Origin of the sequence: Scytonema hankhaensis NUACC26, assembly GCF_045865695.1 — a bacterium.
Taxonomy (GTDB): domain Bacteria; phylum Cyanobacteriota; class Cyanobacteriia; order Cyanobacteriales; family Nostocaceae; genus Scytonema.
The window spans coordinates 50,408-68,569 of the sequence record NZ_BAACAP010000194.1; the positions used below are offsets into that span (position 1 = coordinate 50,408).

Here is an 18,162-nt window from a genome sequence, read left to right on the forward strand (position 1 = left end):
AGGCACGAATTAACCAGAAACAATGGCTTCAGACAATACCCTGACACAAAGCTCCCGCTCCAAAAGCCTCCCCTGTTTCCCCTACTCTCTACCTATGCCGTGTCTGGGCGATCGCTTGCCGCCACGAGTCCAGTAGTGTTTCTCGACGATCGGCGCTAATTGTTGGCTCAAACCGTTTCTCAACTTGCCACTGCTGCACAATTTCCGCTTCGCTTTCCCAGTAGCCAACAGCTAATCCTGCCAGATACGCAGCTCCCAAGGCAGTCGTTTCGGTGATTTTTGGACGGACAACCGGCACACCCAAAATATCAGCCTGGAACTGCATCAGCAGATCGTTGCGGGAGGCACCACCATCTACCCGTAGTTCACACAGATCGAGCTGAGAATCCTGACGCATCGCATCAATCACATCAGATGTTTGATAGGCAATACTTTCTAGCGCTGCACGGGCGATATGGGCACCCGTTGAGCCGCGACTTAAACCCACAATCGTGCCACGAGCGTAGCTGTCCCAATAAGGTGCGCCCAAACCAACGAAGGCAGGTACAAAATACACACCATCATTATCAGGAACGCTGCAAGCTAACGCTTCCACATCCGCGCTGTGCTTAATAATTCCGAGTCCGTCGCGTAACCATTGCACAACTGCCCCGGCAATGAATACGCTGCCTTCTAGAGCATAATTAGTTCGTCCACTTATGCTCCACGCGATCGTGGTCAGCAGCTTGTGATGAGATTGCATCGGCTTATTACCCGTATTCAGCAGCAGAAAGCAGCCCGTACCGTAAGTATTTTTTACCATGCCACATTGCAACGATGCCTGCCCAAAGGTGGCAGCCTGCTGGTCTCCGGCAATTCCAGCAATGGGAATGCGGCTACCTAGAAGACCTTCAGATGTATACCCATATACTTCTGACGAACTCCGCACTTGGGGAAGAAGAGAAGGGGGAATATCGAGAATGGACAATAATTCCGAGTCCCACTGCTGAGTGTGAATATTGAACAACAACGTCCTGCTAGCATTAGTCACATCTGTGATGTGGAGTGCCCCCTGAGTGAGTTTCCAAATCAACCAGCTATCGACGGTTCCAAATGCCAGTTCTCCACGCTCGGCTTTTTCGCGAGCGCAAGGCACACGATCGAGCAACCACTTGAGTTTAGTGCCGCTAAAGTAAGCATCGATTACCAGTCCCGTTTTTTTCTGAAATGTTGGTTCATGTCCAGCAGCCTTAAGTTCATCGCAGTCAGCAGCAGTGCGGCGGTCTTGCCAAACGATCGCATTATGAATTGGCTTACCTGTTTTTCGATCCCAAACTATCGTAGTTTCTCGTTGATTGGTAATACCAATAGCAGCAATATCTCCAGCTTTGATACCAATGCGAGCTAAAGCTTCATGAGCAACACCAATTTGGGAAGCCCAGATTTCATCAGCATTATGTTCTACCCAACCGGGCTGCGGAAAGATTTGTTGAAATTCTTTCTGAGCAATGGTTAGGATCTCGCCATTGCGGTCAAATATAATAGAGCGCGAGCTGGTGGTGCCTTGATCGAATGCTAGAATATATTTAGTCATGGGAGAATAGCAGAACTGTTAAGTAACTCTTATAAAATGGCTAGTTTAAATCAGCTATCAGCATATGCTTTTTCCAACAAAGCTAAAGGGTCAGTCCAACGGCGAATTACCTGGGCTGGGGAGACAGTACGCCTTTGTTCGACGAGCGCCAAAGTTTCCAACTGATTGAGACACTCCTGCAATGCTTCGGTTTCTATACCAAGAATAGGAGCTAATCCCATTTTTTGCTGTAGGAGATCGTCAGTTAAGACTGAGGTTGCGTCGCCAAAATCCCGTTCCCACAATTTGGTGAGAAAATATCCAGTTAAGTAAGAATTGGGTAAAGTAGCATTTTGATTGGAATATTTGTCTTCTTTAACAGTAAGAAACTTACAGGATGCTAAAGCTTGGTTTTCGGTATATGCTCGCAAAATATATTTTATTCTTGTAGAAATAATCTTGCTTTCTTCTTCAAAGATAGATGTAAAATGGTGCAGTAATTCATCAACAGTAAATGTATTATACTGAGGGAGAAAGCTAAAGATAAAATAAGACCAACCACCCCAATCGGCTGGTTGATTTGGTGCTTTTTGTAGTCCTTTGTCACCAAAACTGAGATAAAAGTGCATCAACCAGTTGGTGATGTATGACTCAAAGTAACGGTCTAGACGCCAAACAATTTCCCCTTCAGGGCTGGGACGATTCTCCTGAATTAAACCCGCACGACTTGCCCAACTTTTGATTCTTCCCACTTTAGCATTCCCCAAGCTGGTTCTGTCCATCAGGTTTTCAAGGCGATCGTTTAAGCCTGGTTCTTCTGTAGCTGCTTGGAGTATTCTGGCAACCTCTTCTCTTTTTAGGGAAAAATTGCCGTTAAAATGCAGTTGTAATTTAGCCATAGGTGTTTTTAGAGAACACAACACGCGGATTTATTAATTTAAAATTTATACCTTAATAGTCACTGTCTGCCACACAAATTCCTTTACATTTAATACCGTTCGTAGCTGTGCGCTGACAATGAGGACATAGAACTTTTTCGTTTTCTGTTTCTCGAGCGCTCTTTACACTGGTGTTTGCCTGTAATGTGTCTTTTTCTGTCTGGATTTTTACAGTCATAGGGGTAGAGGGATTTTTTGCTGTTTATATTTTACAAGTCAGTTAGAAGCGATCGCCTACGATGCGATCGGGCGAAGTACTACCGGGTTTAGTGCAGTGATACCTTTAACAAGAGGCATAGGTGTAAAGAACTTTAGAAAAGTCTAAATATTCGAGAAATTCTGTAATTAATAATACTAATGATTAAGTATTAACATTTAGTTGGGTTATGAGTGTCAGTGTCCACAAGGAAAGCAATTAAATAAGCGTTATTTTTTGCCATCCACTTCCGTTATTTTTTTAGCGTCAGAGGCTGAAAGTACTAATTTTTCGTAGAGCGCCCCTATTTTGAAGGGTAAAATCGCTTGATTCACTTCCGCTATTTTCTGAAACTAATGTCCTTATTTTGAAGCAGGTGTCGATCCATTCCCGTGCTAGATCGTCAGTCCACTAATATATATTGACAAAAACAGAAGTATGTGTATAAGGAAAAATCGTTTATTTTAGGCTAAATATTTGGGTCGGGTTCTTAGCGATTCTCCTATGTCCTGCGGACACGCTACGCGAAGGTCGTCGCTACGCGATCGCATTAAAACGTAACGCCAAAATCCCTAATTTTAATAGCATCCATATTTTGCGTTTTACGTCAAGCACTTCTACTGGATTGGTTCTCCAGTACTTAGATTCTCCTTTACCGCCTGAAGACTACCCATTTAAATGAACCGCACAAGGGCGCAAAGAGCAAGGGAGTAAGAGGAAAAGAAATTCGGTAATCTCATAGCACCGAAGGAAGTAAATACTCTCAAATTTAAAGCGCAGAAACTGATACTCAAAGGAAGATTATAGCGATCGCTTTCTAACACCACAAAACGAAGGTCATTGGTTTTACCAATTGCGATTTTTCCTGAGTATCAATTCTGAAGGACAGGTTTTCCAATATTTCTAAAATCTGATTGTGATTGTAAGGGTGATAAGCCGGGTACGGCTTGAACACCTCAATAACAGCACGTGCTCCCTCGATAACTCCCAAATGCCTTACCAAAAGATGATCGTAAGTGAAGCGTGGAACAAAACTCATGGACTAACGTAATGTATTGTACTGAAGGAGAAAGCTAAGCTCAAACCCAATCATCAGGGTTGCCGAGTTTTGCTAGTCCTTTGTTACTATAGCTGAGGTAAAAGTGCATCAGCCAGTTCGCGATGGTTAATTTGAGATAGAGGTTTTTTTCGAGAACGATCTTTCCTTCCGGGCTGAGGTAATTGTCATGAACTAATCCTGTCCTCATTGCCCAACTTTTCATCGGAGCTACTTTCTTATTTTCTAAACTCATTCGCCCCATAAGGTTTTCTATGGTATTCCTACTAAAATTTTACATAAACCTTGCTTTAACAACACATAACTTGACGGATTAGATTAATGGCAGACGACAGAATTTCAGCCGCCTGTTCGATTTCTGCACTCGTTGTAAATTTGCCAATCCCAATCCTTAGCGCTCCTTCAATTAAGTTAGAGGGTAAGCCCAAAGCTTGCAGAACATGAGAAGGTGTTTCTACACCTGATGAGCAAGCAGCACCCGTAGAAATAGCTAGCTGATGCCGAACTCTAGCAATAACTGCACTATTGGGAACATCAGGTATCGAAATATGGAGATTTCCTGATAAACGGGAGGATAAATCGCCGTTAACCGTTAAATCGGGAATTTTCTCTTGCAGTAATTTTTGTAATCTATCTCTTTTGATTGCGATCGCTTGTTCATCTTCTTCCATTTCCAACTGACGCAAGCGACAAGCTTCTCCCAAGCCAACAATACCGGGAACATTGAGAGTTCCAGAACGCAAACCCTTCTGATGACCACCGCCGAATAAAATTGGCTTTAGACGATATCCTTTACGGATAACTAAAGCACCAGAACCTTTGGGACCATAGAGTTTGTGAGCGGAGATCGCTAGATAAGTAATTCCCCACTCTTCAAAATTAATCGGAATTTTGCCTACAGCCTGGGAAGCATCGCATAGAAAAGGGATGCCGTACTGTTGAGCAATTTGCCCAACAGCTTGAATGGGGTAAACGTTTCCAATTTCGTTATTCGCTGCCATAACGCAAAGTAAGGATAGCCCTGATGCACAAACTTGCTCGAGATATTCCAAGTCAAGCCTTCCTTTGGAATCAACTTTCAAGTAAACAATCTCAGCAAGTCCCCGTTTAGCCAAAGCGTGGCCAGTGTCCAAAACTGCTTTGTGTTCAACGGGTAAAACAGCAATTCGGTGCTTTTTGTGCGATTGAGAAAGCAAACTGCCTTGAATAACTATATTTATGCTTTCAGTTGCGCCAGAAGTAAAAATGACTTGCTTTGGCGATGCACCCACTAGTTTAGCAACCTGAAAAGCAGATTTTGAAACGGCTCGTTCTGCCTCATCCCCATATTCGTGATCTATGCTGCTAGCATTACCAAATGCTGTAGTCATGTAATGCAGCATCAATGGTGCGACTCTGGGGTCTACGGGAGTCGTTGCATGATAATCTAAGTATATGATGTTACCTTTTCTAGTCACTGGACATTGATATAAATTGCTCTACTAAATTCTCAGAATTCACCCATTTTTGCCATAAATAACAAAAAAATTATAATTTTATCAAATATAGAATAACGTACTTATAACATTCGACAGTTATGTTAACAATTCGTGCGAATTAAGCATATTAACTTAAGTAACCGCCAATTAAGACGGATACTCAAAATATTCTACTTAGCCAAAGTTGTTAACATTAGCACAGATCCTCCTTTGAGAGGTTCACCTACTCTGTTTTCCTTAATCATTCTTTACAAAGTCTACTTTATTTGTGTCCTTCTACTTAGATGATGAAGTGTAAACATCAATCTAGTTGCGTAGTGTTTAGATTGACCAAGTAAACCCGACACTGTACTATTAGTGAGATAAAACTTTTTATGCCAAATAGGTTTCTACTAACGTGTCAACTATAACTTAGTATATAGAATACCGCTTCTACATGAGTACTTGAAGTTAACATCCCCTAAACAGAAAAAGTCCCAAATTAAGTATTTTTACTTAAAATTGATTTTGGAATATAGTATTTTTTAAGTAAAAATACAATTGTCTTTTTTTTATTCTTAGCTTAGAAAAGTAGTATTAAAAAATGAATTCAAAAGCCTATTCAGTTAGAAAACTGCAAGAAGTTTCCGAAGTTCCAGGTATTTATGCTTGGTATCTTTTATATAATCAAAAAATTGATCTACAGGCTTATCATAGTGTTTACAAGCAGAGGCAACTATTCTCTTTTCTCAAAGGAAATCTACAGGATAATTATCAAGGAACTCTTTCCGCTCAACCTTATTTATTTGACAAGCCTGTGCAAGACTTAAATTTACTGGCTGGTGCAATAGATGTCTTTTCTCCCCCTATTTATATAGGAGTCTCAAATAATCTTAAAAGAAGACTGTTAACTCATATAACAATGCTAAACCACATTTTGTACGCCGATCATGTTGAAGATATAGTTGACATTATAGAATCTGATATAGATTCTGATAAAGAATCAAAACATTTTGCTCAAAGAATTAGCTCAGTCATCAAAGGCATCAATGGAATAGGTTTAAATTCTTTTAGAGTTAAGGTTATTGAACTTGCTCCCGGTTATTCGTCTACAATGTTAGTTGAAGTTGAAAATTTTTTAAATCGTACTTTTATTCCTTATTATGGAAGGAGATAAAATGGAGACACCATTTATAGAACCTATTAATAAAATTACTATTGATACATATGGACTGATTGGTTCTTTTGAGATAGATAATAAGTCAGTAAAAGTCAAATATTTTTCTACCAAGGCTAGTAGCCGTGATAAAAGCTCAGGTGAATTTGCTCTTTTAAAAGAGTTAAAACCTATGCGTGAAAGAGTACCACCAAATAAGCTAAAAAATTTAAATTCTTTACTTCAAAGGGATCTAAGTGATGCTCGTGTAGCAACAGAATTAGTACCATATTTGAAAAAACCATCAAAAATCGCTTTTTTTCCAGCTATTTTGGCTGTACTTATTCCATCTGGTTTTATTATGAATGAGGGTCGGGATTATCCTACGCCAGAATATAAGGAATTAAGTAGCAAAAAAATTACTAGTTACGGTGATTGCTGGTCTCTCACGGCATTTCAAACTGGAAATTCATATGGTCCATTAGGAATGTTGTCTATTGATTCGACTCAAACAGATATAATTGTCCTGGACGGTCAGCATCGAGCAAATGCATTTCGATTTCTATGTGGAGTATTTGCAAATGATGATGCAGATATCCATTCAGCTTTTTATCAGGACATTTCTGTACCTGAATCTTTCAATGCAGAATTACCAGTTACATTGGTGTGGTTTGAAAGTGAAGAACAAGCTATTGATCCTACCTTAATATCAAGAAACCTTTTTGTAGATGTAAATAACTCTGCTAGAAAAGTTAGTAATTCAAGGAATATTCTTCTTAACGATCGCGAAGTCACTTGTTTATTAACTCGATTCTTATACTCAGCTATAGCCCGCAAGGCATCATTTAAATCTGAAGAATTTTCTTTACTACATAGTGCATTTGATATAGATTCAGAATTGACTATCCGATCGGGAAATATATTCACATTAACAAATCCTGAATTAATAGAATATACAATTTCATGGTTTTTGTTCGACTGGGGGACTTATGATACTCTCGAAAAGTATCGAGTTTCTAGAGAAAATGCTAGAAATTCTTTAATGAATTTTGAAAATATTTTTAATGAATTATCTTTTAATAGAACCCATGTCAAAATCAATGAAAATACTACTAATAAAGTAGTAGAACTAAAAAATAGTGACAAAATAGGATATTTTGAAAATCAATTTATTGAGAAGTTACTTCCAGTTTTTTATGGTATTTTTAATGATTTTCATTTATTTCGTCAACATTACACTGCTTGCCGTATAGTAGAAGAGTGGCGTAAGACAACTGCTAGTTCTAAAGAAAGAACTATTTGGGATACAGTGTTTAGAGGAGGTGAAGGTCTTTACTATACTCTTGTTTACTCACAGAATAATCCCAATAACCAATGGCTAGATGATCTTCGGAAGGCAGTTGAAGACGTAGAGGGAAAGCTGAGTGAAGAGCGCTATAAATTGTTTCCTAATTGTACAAAAGCGCTAGTAGACCAAGCTTTTGAATCCATAAGAACAAAGGCGTTTCATGTAGGGATCTTTATGGCTCTTAAGGTATTTAATGATGAAGAATCATTTCTTGATAGTTATGGAGAATTTGTTCAGAGATTAAATCAAGTTGAACCTAGTCATTGGATTTATATTTTGACTAAAATTAAACCAGAATTAATACCTAGTGTTGATCCAAAGTCTTGGCCATCTTATCAAAAGTTGATTCTACGTATCATTCAAAGTGAAGGGAAATATTATAATGCAGGAAATTTTTTAGATTCTCCAGATGGAAAAATATTCGAGCAAAAAGTGAAAGCAAAATTTACAGCATGGGTTGAAAATGAAGATTTGGAAATTAAAGATATTAAGCTTGAACATATAAAAATTAGTACACTAGAAGCTTGGGCTCAAGATGCAAAGGCTTTTGTTGATGATTTATTCAAAACTGCAAATATACCTATTATTGAAAAAGTTGAGCGAGTAGAAAATGCGAAAAGTGTGGTTAATAAACTTCTTAATGCTAATTTATAAATAACAAGCTCAGCAAAGCTAATCAAGATAATCTTATTTAGGGTCTGCTGAAAAAGTCTACAAAGTAAATTTAGAAGCTGCACAGCTTGTAAAATAGTCAGTTCATCAGTGAATTTTCAAATTTGCCCAAGGATTTTCCACAAAAGTGCAAGGGTTTTCAGCCTCGAAATGTTATTATCTTGCACTAGTTTGGAGAAAAAAAGCTGAAAACGCTTACTGGTCTAGCTTTTACTTTTATTCAGCAAGCCCTAAGTTCGCACTATTCCCGGAAAAAGAGCGAAGCTCCGAGCAGATTTTCTTTCAAGCTTCTTCTAGAAAATCTGCTTGACAATACATTATATAAATTCAAGCTTCTTCTGCTTCAACTTCATCGATTGTCTTTGCTGGAATAGTGGAAATAGCTACTTTCATGTCTTGCTCGTTTAATCCTTCAGCACTAAGATTCTTTAAAAAATCGCTATAGGCTGAGAAAGCTTGATTAAATATGCTTTTCATCTCATCTCTTTCCAAATTTTCTTCTAATTTTGAATGTTCTTGACAGTATAAAGTTTTGTAATAATTATGAAGAGCGGCATAAATTTGTTCGCGACACTTTTGTCGTTCTTTAATAAGATTTTCATTTAATTTAGGATGTTTAGGTTTCCAAATCTCTAAAAAAAGATATTTATATTTTGTCCATTGGTCTGGTTGCATCTCTCCACTGTATACGACATTTCTGAATGTCGAATTAATTGAAATAATCTTCCAATCAACTATTTCACCAGAAATGTCTCCAGTGAATACTCGAATTAGCTTTTTAAACTGATTAGAAGTCTTGGGGGTAAAAAAATCGTTCAATTGCTCAATATATTCGTTGAAGCATTCTATTATATTAAGTGGAGCTTGAGACTCTTTATCCAACTCCGTATTGGTTTTCTCAATTTCTCCAAAAAAACCACAGATTAATCCACTTTGAAAAGCTACTGTTGTCAGTACATTGTCGTATAAATCATTAAACCACTTTACAATATTAGGGTTGATATCACTACCTTCTAAGTTTTTAAGTTTAGATTTATCCGATATAGGCTGTATGTAAAGCTTTGTTCTGTCTACTCGAAAGTCTTGAATGGCTTGTTCAATTCGTTTTGCAGTAGCGTCAAGACGTTGAGTAATAGATTGTATTTCTGGTACTTTAGTGTCTTTAAATTTCTGTTTAAGGTTGTCTCGATGTGTTTCAAAAACTCTACCAATACCCTGTCCTTCTAGTAAAATCGGTCTTAGCTGACGATCTTGGTAGATTTCAATGGAATTTTCAAGATTTAGAACAGCCTTATTATGATTTTCATAAGGAGCAAATCTTTCAAGCACTGCAATTATAAAAGTTCCATAACTTTTGTCAAAACTGCTGCCTAACTTGTTTGCTGAGTCCTGTGAAAAGTTGTCACGTGTTGTTAAGTCAGCAACTTCAGATCCCAGTAAATTTCGACCATTTAATCTATCCATGCAGTTATAGCCATTCAAATCCTTTCGTTTAGAAATTTTACCCGATCTAGGTTTTACACCTTCTACTTCGTCTCCACTATTCAGAAGCAAATGTTCAATTATATAATAAAGATGATTGACACCTGTAATAGCAATAGGACTTTTAATTTTCAATTTGTCTTCAGATTGATCTAATTCAACATTAGAAATTCGCAAGGAGTATGGCGAACGTTGATCTTTTCCCTTCACTTCAGATAGACAACGACGGAGAAAATAAGCAATAATATCTTGATCGTCAAGTAAAATATTGCGAGAGTTTGAAACTTTTCGAGCCGTCTTGTTCAGAGTTAAGAAAATTGAGCGTGCAGCTTTTTTAAGATTGAAGTCTCCAGCATATGTCTCATTGAGCGAAGGAAATGTACACAAGATAACGGGTAGGTTAATTTCTTTAAGGTTAAATTGCTGAATATATTTCGGCGTCCACTCTGAATAGTACTCTTTGAATGGAGCTCGCTTTTCATCTGACCACTGATCCTTCAGATTTCTATATATTGCGAGTAAAGCCATAGCCCTGTGTTGACCATCGACAATAACTAAGCGAGTCTTATGAGTATTTATACGAAACCGTACTAGGTCGTGCTTTAGTCGTTGTCCTTCGTCTATGGGTTGCTCAAACTGAAATACTTCCTGTCCTATAGCACCCGCACGCAGTATGTATTTAGCTGCTTCATCATTTTGTTCCAACGTTTCTTCTTCATAAACTTTCGGATATAAATCTGCTGGACGGTTTTCTCCTTCTTTAACAGGAAGTACAACAACAACAATTGGTGGAAATAACTTCACCAAATCAACTGACTTTTCATCCAATAAATAAGGAATAAGTTCTGAGGAGACACGTGCATCATCAATGTCTCGCTGCATGATTTCATCAAAATCCAGTTGCTTAAAATCAAAAATTTCTCTTACAGGGGCTAGATGGCTTAGTAAAGCTTCATCTGAAATACTAGAAAAATCTAGACCAACGTGGGTGAGAAAATATTTGACTTCAAGAGAATTTTGTCCATCACGACCTGTTCCAACACTAAACGAACCTGTCGATCCTTCGAGTGTTAAATTTAAAGCTGATTCTTTACGAATTTTTAATGCCATTTATCAATTTCTCCCCAGCAATGGATAATGAATTCTATTAAGAATATTCTCAACATCTACATATTTTTTGTTAATATTTTCCAGGATATTAACTACAACAAAGAGTCTGCTTGGAGTAATATTTCTTCGGCAAATCTGTAAAGCAAAACCCCGATCTGAATTATCTGTTTCTTCAGCAGCAAAATTTTTCTCATTAATTTCTGAAACTTCAACTTGTGAACGATATTTTTCAATAAGTTTTTTGTGTTGTTTCAGCCTGACTCCAAGACGTTCTGACATCCCTATATAGATAGGACTAGCAAAATTTGGTGCTGATTTTTCAACGACTTCTTTGACTGTTATAAGTCTTTCTGGTTCTTCTAGAATTCTTGATACTAATGTTTCAGAAAGGCTTGGTTGATGTTCAATGTATCCTTGGTATTGTGGTTTTAAAGGACCGCTTAAAAAAGCTTGATATGGTTCCTCTCTAAAATATCTAAAAATACTATTATATAAAAATTCTTCTACTGCCTCTGATGCTAAATGTACTTCTCCTATCTGCTTCAGGTTTTTGATATCATCAATTGCTTTTCTTAAGTCATAATCTGTAATTTCTGGGGAATAATACCAAGCATAAACACCTGGCTTTTGAGGTACTTTCGATATTTCTGTCCAACGGTAAAGCATTAAGAGCAAATCCAATCTCGTAATTGATTACTTGTAGTTTCATCCAAAGTATAGAGAGAATTAGAAGGTTGAATAACAGATGAGTTAGCTAATGAAAAAAATCACAAATGACAAGCAAAGCAAGGCTGTTCATCTTCTTCCTCATTAAGCACAGAATCTAGCGCCTCTGCTAACGATCTACTAGGAGCAAGTATTTTCTCCCTAGCCATTGCCTTCTCATGCTCAATAATAATTTCTTCTTTTCTTTTGAGGAGTTCTAATAACGTTTCTCCTTCAGTCCATGTGTAACTCCTACCGTCTTTGTGTTCCTGTTCGTATTTCACAGCTTCAGCGAATAAGTCTGGATGCTCTTCTGCCAACTTTACCCATTCATACTTCCGTTGAAAAAAGCAGAAGAAACAACCAGACCGACTGCGCCAACGGTAGTAATCTGGCATTCCTATTCCGCTTTCTTCAAGCAAACCAATAATATCTGCTTTTACAAGTCCTCGTTCTTTAAAAGGAAAGACAGGTTTGATATTAGGTTTGGTAGAGATATAACCCTCCCGATTTTCGTCAGCCCGAATGCCAATGTAGCTGATAGCCTCATCATCACCTACAAACTTTTCTAGAGGCTCTATTTTCATTTTTTTGGTACACCAGCGCATTTTAGGGGAAGGCAAAAATCCGCCATAAATATCAAGCCAGTGGTCAAACCCACGCTCAGCGCTGAGGTATTCAATTTTTATTCCCAATCTAGCTTTGATACGGTCTAGATACTCGTAGGTTTCATCTAGTTCCTTGTGCGTGTCGCAAAAGAAATACTCTATATCTGGATATTCCTTATGTAGCAAAACAGCTAAGGCAGTGCTGTCTTTGCCTCCGGATAGACCTAAGATACGTCTTTTTTTCTTATCCATACTCTTCTTGCTCTTGCCCTGGTCAACGATCGCTGTTTACTTTTAATTGGTCACTATTAAGTTTATCTCTCCTTGGAGAAAGGTTATCGGTTCTTGTTGAGCCTAACACACGTTCAGTCAATTTGGCTACAACAGCTTGGTGAAATTGCGGGTTATCAAATTTATTAATAATTTTCCACAATTCATCTACTACATTATCAATTTGCTCTTGGTTCTCGTGGTCAAACCAAACCAAAGAATGAGTTTCTTGCCCATCAGGACGAGTTACTGTAATTTTACGTGCTTCAAATCCCTCATTGTTTCGAGTTTGAGCATCTTTCTGTAATGCCTCAAGGTTTTTGAACCGTCTTGCAATTTCTGACAGCTTAATTTCAAAATTTGTTACATCTTCATCTGTCCAAGAAATGGCGGGTTTATCAGCAATAATCATCACTATTGACTCTAGCCATTCAAAGTCGGTTGCTGTTTCATCCGCCGCCGCCATAGCGAAACTCTTTAAACGGCGTTCTATCACTTGACCTGTCAAGTAACTGGCTCTTACACGCAAATCTTCTCTCAGTTTCTCCTCATTGCTACGCACGGAAAAAGCGTTGTAAAGAAGGGCTTGACAATCACTGAGTAAGCGATCGTATGCAGTTTGAATTTCATGCAGTGCTGAAACAAGTTTTTTTCGCAGTGTTTTTGCTACTGTACCATCATCTTCTTGACTCGCAACAATGGGACGTAAGCCACAAGCTTGTGGTAAAGCAGTAAATAGCAGTACATCAGGTTCCTGTGCCTGCTGTAACGTTTGCAACACAGCTAGTGCTTCTTTACTTAAACGCTTGGTTTTAAGGGTGTAAGCTGATAATTTCTTAACAAATTGAAATAAAGGCTTCACCACCATCAATAAGGTAGTGTTTCTTATTTTGGAGGACACCGCTGCATCTTTTTTGCGTAAAATCGCTTCGAGTTCTTTAAAGACTTGCGATCGCAATCCCACCACTTCAAAGTACTTCACAGAGAACCGAGAAGGATCTTTCACTAGTAACTCAAAATGCTCTCCTCCCAAAACGGGGATAAACGTACCATCTTTATAAACACCAACATCATCTACGTGGTACAACAAAACTGCTGCGAGTAATACTGGAATAACTCCACCTTTAACACCGTAAGGAGGTGCTTCAAAGAGTTTATAGAGGTTATCTAACGTCTCTGGCTTATCTGTAGCTTGCAAACAAAAATCATCTATTGCCTCCCAAACAGTCCAAACACCCGATCGCTTGTTTGGTGGGTAAAATCCCCATTCACCGTTTTCCTTTCGGTGGATTTCTGTTTCAGCAAGTACAGAATAATACATACTGACTTCTGGTCCATACCCTTGCAACCCCAGCCTTTCCTGTTCCGAACGTTCAAGCATTGCCTCAATCAGTTCCCGTCTTGCCTTTGCGCCTTGGGAAGTGACTTCACGGCGATTAATCAGTTCGTTCCAAAGAATCAGACCCCGATCGTATACTTGAGCGCAGACATCTGAAAGTTTGGCATTGAAATCAGTAATGTGACCGATCGCTTCTTGTTTGCCTTGAATCCAGCACAAGTTGTGATTTTCCCTAATATCAAATGCTTGGGAAAGGGTTTCATCCAACAATTGTTCGGCTTGTATCAAACGATAGCGAACTTCTAATCTCGCTACGCCATCAGTTTGCAACTCAGGGGCGTTTGTTTGAATCTTCTTTAATGCAGCAAATTCTCTCGCTCGAATTCGCAATATATCTAACTTAGCTGCACACAGTATAATGAGTGGTTTACCATCAGCTGTAGTCGCAGGTACATGAGTTGGTTCAGCGTCATCCATCCAGTAACCAATCAAACCGTCACAATCTTTGCTGGAACATTCCAATTCCTTTAAATCCTCCGAACTGTCTATGTAGCGACGTTCAAAGTAACGGATTGTACCTGTTTTATAGCTATGACGCTGAGCAACTACTGGTGAAAGGGGACGGATGTTAGAAAGAAGATTAACTAAAGACGAGCGATCGCTATTTTTAGTCGTGGTGAGTTCCGTATCAACATTAAAGTCCGATCCCTGCCAAATTCTGAGCTCATCTATTTGCCGACGATAAGTAATGATACTTTTTTGCTGGAGATTCTCAATGACTTTTTCCCAATAGTTTTTGGCACGATCGGAAGGATCGTCACACATTGCTAATGTAACCAAGTTGCGAGTTGCCCTCATAGAACCAGTCGTCGTGACGAGATTGAGAATACCAATCGTCTTCAAAACCCGTAAACTATCATCAGAATCCGAACGTTTACTCACATCAGCAATCAAATTCTGAATTTCTACCCAACGCTGAAGATTTGGTCGAGAAGCAAAACCCGTACCAACTGCTTCAATAAAATAATCGTAGACTCGATCCAGCTTGAGCGTTGGTAAAACATCCCCCTCAACTTTTGTTTCCTTCAGAAAATTTTTAAAAGAATATGGTTCAGCACTCGTGAGAAATGTAAATAATGAGCGATCGTGTTGAGCGTATCGAGTGCATAACGTGGGTAACACCAGTGCTGTGATGGGATGCAAAGGATAAGTATCAAACAGCAAAGCTGGAGTATAATCAGCTTTTAGATCGCTTGGCAAACTATCAAACCATTCAACTGCTTGATTTTGGACTGTACCCCGCAACTCTTCTGCACCCGAACGGTCAATTGCTTGACAAATTAACCGCATCATTTGTGCTGCCGAGTCTTGAAAGGGAACGTCTTCAAATCTGCCCTGAATCTTCGCCCATTCATTACGCTGTACGGTCGCTAATCTTTCGCTATAGTCTGCGAAGGCTTGGTGCAGCACACCTACTACATATACTTTATAACCCTTGTCATTTGAAAGTTCAGCGAGTTGCTGTAGCAGATACAAATCTTCAGCACCTTGGTTTTGAACGGTAAATTCTAAATTTTTCCCTAATTCATCAATTATCAGCAAAATATCTGTTTCAGCAGCTAAAGCCACTTCTTTTACCAGAGTCGGAATTTCCCGACTGTCTACCTTTTCTCCCTCTACAATTTGTGTGCTAAGGTCTACCAGTTTTCGAGCTACGCTAAGTTTACCCCTTTTTTGTGGTGACCAAAAAGCTTCGGCTCCTCGTTCCAAGGCACGAACAATTGTGTTGCTTATTGGTTCTCTTTGTGCTGTAGCTATAGCCCGGAACAAGCCCTGTTTCGGTATTCTTTCTGAAAGGACTTCGTATTCAGAACTGCGAGAACCGAATGTTAAGGATGCCAGTCCTAAAGCCGCATCACGTACTTCATTTGTTTCTGGAGCGCATAGAGATGCTAAAAAATGAGCAAAGGCAGATTTCCCCGTACCATATACGCTCGTCAGCGTCCAAGCACGATGGTTAGAGGTTCCAGTAAATCCCGCTAATATACGTCTTGTTGCATCAACTGTTCTTTCAGTAAGTATGTAGCCCACCAAAGTATCAAGGTTATCAAAATCCCGCTCAATGTTGATGGAACGAGAATAACGCCGCCGAAGATCGAAATATTCAGATAAGAATTTGTTCATTTTTTGTTCCACCAACCTAACCTCTGTAGTATTCGTCTAAAATCTTTTCTGCAAGCACATCTGGCTTTTCTTTATATGAAAATTGAATTAAGCCCGCAGATTCAGAAAGTGCAATTGAGTTTAAATTCCTTGCTACCTCTTCGATCGCATCACAGACTGCACTTTCCGAAAGCTTAAACGTCATTCCAGGGCTACCAATTTCGTACATGAGACGGGATATAGAGATAGTTCTTTGTTCTCGCCCCACCCAACTCGCGTATTCCAGACAAGCGGAAACGATTATTTCAGCAGGTAAATTCCCTTTTCCACCAATTCGGAAAGTATAGTGTCTGGAGTCCCCAGCTGTATGAATAATTCCCAGTTCAGTGAAGGGACAATCCAAGCTATCCTCACTAACACCAGTTTTAGAAGTTCCTTGTTCTACATACATCCTTAAAATACAGCTAACATCCTTTTTTAAGGAAGATTCAACAATGCGAGAAGAAACATTATCCCTATAGCCACACAATCCATTCAGGAATTCGTCCTGTGAAAATTCCGTGCTTCGGAAAAGGTTAAACGCAAAATACCATGCAGCCGCATTACATGGTGGCTTCAGTAAATACCAATGCAAAAGCCATAGCGATGCTGGATCTTCAAGAAACGGGTCCCAACCATCATCGCTTAGAAGGCGATCGCCAAAATCAGATGGGCGATCTTCTTCCAGTACTTTAAACGCATTACACCAGTAACGAATAGAACTCACCATGTTTTTTCCTACCCCCAACCGCACGGGAGCATCTTCCCGCAAAAATATACCAGAATCTTTCACAGCACCATCAAAACCCTTTTTTATCCAACCAAACCGAGGGTGAAAGGTTTCGTGGCGGGCAAAAACGGGATTAACGTCAACGACTGGTTGAATATCAACATCTAAGTCTAGGTTAATTTGTGTTCCCATGAGTTCATATAAATTAACAAATCCTATGGCAAAAGTATGATATCTCTAACTTTTGTTCAAAGTCCAATCGGGTTACAGTAAAGCGTTAAACAATTTGGCTTACAGCAGTTCTCAATCAACCAGCAATTTTAGCTTCTGAAGACAACAGCGTAAACCAACTTAAAGCAACCCAGCTTCAATAATAAGTCTAAGCTCCTTAGTATAACTGAACTAATGGCGATTGAAGCACCCAACTTAAATGAGCACGATTGCTTGAAACACAGTGTCGTTAGTCGCGATAAGCCGGGTACGGCTTGCGCGGCTGGGCGAACGCACTCAGCCGTTCATAATGTAGAGTCGTTGGCAAGCTTTTGTCACAATTTTTTGACTTTCTTGTTTTGGTACTACATACTGCTCACCCTTTACTTTCAGTAACAGGAAAACTGTAGCAGAAGAACCACTTTTCCAGTGAAGGGATGCTTAGGTTGTAAGTTAAAAGCTCGACTATTTCTGATAAATGACTGCACTCAGCATAGCATTATAATTGTTGTTTTTGCAACAATTATAATCTTCAGTAAAATCACTTAGATATTTGAGAATATTCCACTGTTGTTTATATTCTACAGTTTCCCCATGAGGAATTTTGACTAGAACCAAATTATGAAATTTTGTATCCGCTCAATAAGTAGAGGTAGCAAAGAATTGGAAGGTGCTTTCCGAACAAATACATTTTATTTTATACTGTAAACGACTAATAACTGTTCTTTTTCGGAATAGTTTGATAGCATTTGTAGGGGCGCAAGACCTTGCACCCCTACGAGTTTTTGGCAATTTTAGAAAGTTAGGTTCTAAACCGTTTTTGGTATAGTAAAGCCAATGATATTGCCTTATTGTGTTATTGCCTTAATCCAGATACCGTAAATGTGCCTAAATATGCGTTCTTTGTGTCGTGGAAAAATTGTCTCAAGCTTTAGTACCTTAAGTTCTGCACCACTGGCCGAACATTGGTTTGAATTGTTTCCTGACCGACACTTGGTCTTATTTGGGTCGCGCCAGTGCCTAACCCTGTGAGACCTTGGAGTAACCGCTTTTCTGTCGAGTTATTCCGTAATTCAAATTCCTTATAGCGGTCTACCGCCCTATGCCACTTGAGTACGCCGCACATCCAC

The 18,162-nt window shown here is 39.0% G+C and carries 14 protein-coding genes; 2 read left to right on the forward strand and 12 right to left on the reverse strand.

The window, feature by feature from the left end; translation table 11 throughout:
- Nucleotides 1-88 precede the first annotated feature (88 nt).
- From glpK to ACKTT2_RS20935, 6 genes are all read right to left on the reverse strand, one after another.
- Nucleotides 89-1,573 carry a glycerol kinase GlpK gene (gene glpK / locus ACKTT2_RS20910; protein WP_407890368.1) on the reverse strand — a complete coding sequence of 495 codons (1,485 nt, stop codon included), beginning with the start codon at nucleotides 1,571-1,573 and terminating at the stop codon, nucleotides 89-91.
- Nucleotides 1,574-1,623: 50 nt separating this feature from the next.
- Nucleotides 1,624-2,451: a DUF4007 family protein gene (locus ACKTT2_RS20915; RefSeq protein WP_407890369.1), complete on the reverse strand. Its 828-nt coding sequence runs from the start codon at nucleotides 2,449-2,451 to the stop codon at nucleotides 1,624-1,626.
- Between the two features lie 52 nt (nucleotides 2,452-2,503).
- Nucleotides 2,504-2,668 carry a DUF8639 family protein gene (locus ACKTT2_RS20920; RefSeq protein WP_407890370.1) on the reverse strand — a complete coding sequence of 55 codons (165 nt, stop codon included), beginning with the start codon at nucleotides 2,666-2,668 and terminating at the stop codon, nucleotides 2,504-2,506.
- A gap of 835 nt (nucleotides 2,669-3,503) precedes the next feature.
- Nucleotides 3,504-3,725: a hypothetical protein gene (locus tag ACKTT2_RS20925; protein WP_407890371.1), complete on the reverse strand. Its 222-nt coding sequence runs from the start codon at nucleotides 3,723-3,725 to the stop codon at nucleotides 3,504-3,506.
- Between the two features lie 40 nt (nucleotides 3,726-3,765).
- Nucleotides 3,766-3,978: a hypothetical protein gene (locus ACKTT2_RS20930; RefSeq protein ID WP_407890372.1), complete on the reverse strand. Its 213-nt coding sequence runs from the start codon at nucleotides 3,976-3,978 to the stop codon at nucleotides 3,766-3,768.
- A gap of 55 nt (nucleotides 3,979-4,033) precedes the next feature.
- Nucleotides 4,034-5,200, reverse strand: coding sequence for a cysteine desulfurase family protein (locus ACKTT2_RS20935; protein ID WP_407890373.1), 1,167 nt, complete (start codon nucleotides 5,198-5,200; stop codon nucleotides 4,034-4,036).
- Between the two features lie 604 nt (nucleotides 5,201-5,804).
- On the opposite strand from ACKTT2_RS20935, the gene ACKTT2_RS20940 reads away from it, so the two are divergent.
- Both ACKTT2_RS20940 and ACKTT2_RS20945 read left to right on the forward strand, forming a co-directional pair.
- A complete protein-coding gene (locus ACKTT2_RS20940; RefSeq protein ID WP_407890374.1) occupies nucleotides 5,805-6,377 on the forward strand; it encodes a hypothetical protein in 573 nt (190 codons plus the stop codon).
- Nucleotide 6,378: 1 nt separating this feature from the next.
- Nucleotides 6,379-8,358 carry a DNA sulfur modification protein DndB gene (locus ACKTT2_RS20945; RefSeq protein WP_407890375.1) on the forward strand — a complete coding sequence of 660 codons (1,980 nt, stop codon included), beginning with the start codon at nucleotides 6,379-6,381 and terminating at the stop codon, nucleotides 8,356-8,358.
- A gap of 345 nt (nucleotides 8,359-8,703) precedes the next feature.
- Here ACKTT2_RS20945 and ACKTT2_RS20950 read toward each other — a convergent pair whose 3' ends face one another.
- From ACKTT2_RS20950 to ACKTT2_RS20975, 6 genes are all read right to left on the reverse strand, one after another.
- Entirely contained in the window at nucleotides 8,704-10,968 is a 2,265-nt protein-coding gene (locus ACKTT2_RS20950; RefSeq protein WP_407890376.1) for a DNA sulfur modification protein DndB, read from the reverse strand.
- Between the two features lie 3 nt (nucleotides 10,969-10,971).
- Nucleotides 10,972-11,649: a hypothetical protein gene (locus ACKTT2_RS20955; RefSeq protein WP_407890377.1), complete on the reverse strand. Its 678-nt coding sequence runs from the start codon at nucleotides 11,647-11,649 to the stop codon at nucleotides 10,972-10,974.
- An 86-nt stretch (nucleotides 11,650-11,735) separates the two neighbouring features.
- Nucleotides 11,736-12,533, reverse strand: a complete 798-nt coding sequence (locus tag ACKTT2_RS20960) for a phosphoadenosine phosphosulfate reductase family protein (protein ID WP_407890378.1) — start codon at nucleotides 12,531-12,533, stop codon at nucleotides 11,736-11,738.
- A 22-nt stretch (nucleotides 12,534-12,555) separates the two neighbouring features.
- The gene (locus ACKTT2_RS20965; RefSeq protein ID WP_407890379.1) at nucleotides 12,556-16,074 is read right to left on the reverse strand and encodes a hypothetical protein; all 3,519 of its coding nucleotides are present in this window, start codon (nucleotides 16,072-16,074) and stop codon (nucleotides 12,556-12,558) included.
- Between the two features lie 16 nt (nucleotides 16,075-16,090).
- The gene (locus ACKTT2_RS20970) at nucleotides 16,091-17,014 is read right to left on the reverse strand and encodes a DUF4007 family protein (protein ID WP_407890380.1); all 924 of its coding nucleotides are present in this window, start codon (nucleotides 17,012-17,014) and stop codon (nucleotides 16,091-16,093) included.
- 949 nt (nucleotides 17,015-17,963) lie between these two features.
- The coding region (locus ACKTT2_RS20975) for a hypothetical protein (RefSeq protein WP_407890381.1) at nucleotides 17,964-18,162 on the reverse strand (199 nt) is incomplete at its 5' end.

Excerpts from the sequence above, each read along its gene's own strand:
- glpK (WP_407890368.1), bottom strand. The coding sequence starts at position 1,573 with ATGACTAAATATATTCTAGCATTCGATCAAGGCACCACCAGCTCGCGC.
- ACKTT2_RS20915 (WP_407890369.1), bottom strand. The coding sequence starts at position 2,451 with ATGGCTAAATTACAACTGCATTTTAACGGCAATTTTTCCCTAAAAAGA.
- ACKTT2_RS20920 (WP_407890370.1), bottom strand. The coding sequence starts at position 2,668 with ATGACTGTAAAAATCCAGACAGAAAAAGACACATTACAGGCAAACACC.
- ACKTT2_RS20925 (WP_407890371.1), bottom strand. The coding sequence starts at position 3,725 with ATGAGTTTTGTTCCACGCTTCACTTACGATCATCTTTTGGTAAGGCAT.
- ACKTT2_RS20930 (WP_407890372.1), bottom strand. The coding sequence starts at position 3,978 with ATGAGTTTAGAAAATAAGAAAGTAGCTCCGATGAAAAGTTGGGCAATG.
- ACKTT2_RS20940 (WP_407890374.1), top strand. The coding sequence starts at position 5,805 with ATGAATTCAAAAGCCTATTCAGTTAGAAAACTGCAAGAAGTTTCCGAA.
- ACKTT2_RS20945 (WP_407890375.1), top strand. The coding sequence starts at position 6,379 with ATGGAGACACCATTTATAGAACCTATTAATAAAATTACTATTGATACA.
- ACKTT2_RS20950 (WP_407890376.1), bottom strand. The coding sequence starts at position 10,968 with ATGGCATTAAAAATTCGTAAAGAATCAGCTTTAAATTTAACACTCGAA.
- ACKTT2_RS20960 (WP_407890378.1), bottom strand. The coding sequence starts at position 12,533 with ATGGATAAGAAAAAAAGACGTATCTTAGGTCTATCCGGAGGCAAAGAC.
- ACKTT2_RS20965 (WP_407890379.1), bottom strand. The coding sequence starts at position 16,074 with ATGAACAAATTCTTATCTGAATATTTCGATCTTCGGCGGCGTTATTCT.
- ACKTT2_RS20970 (WP_407890380.1), bottom strand. The coding sequence starts at position 17,014 with ATGGGAACACAAATTAACCTAGACTTAGATGTTGATATTCAACCAGTC.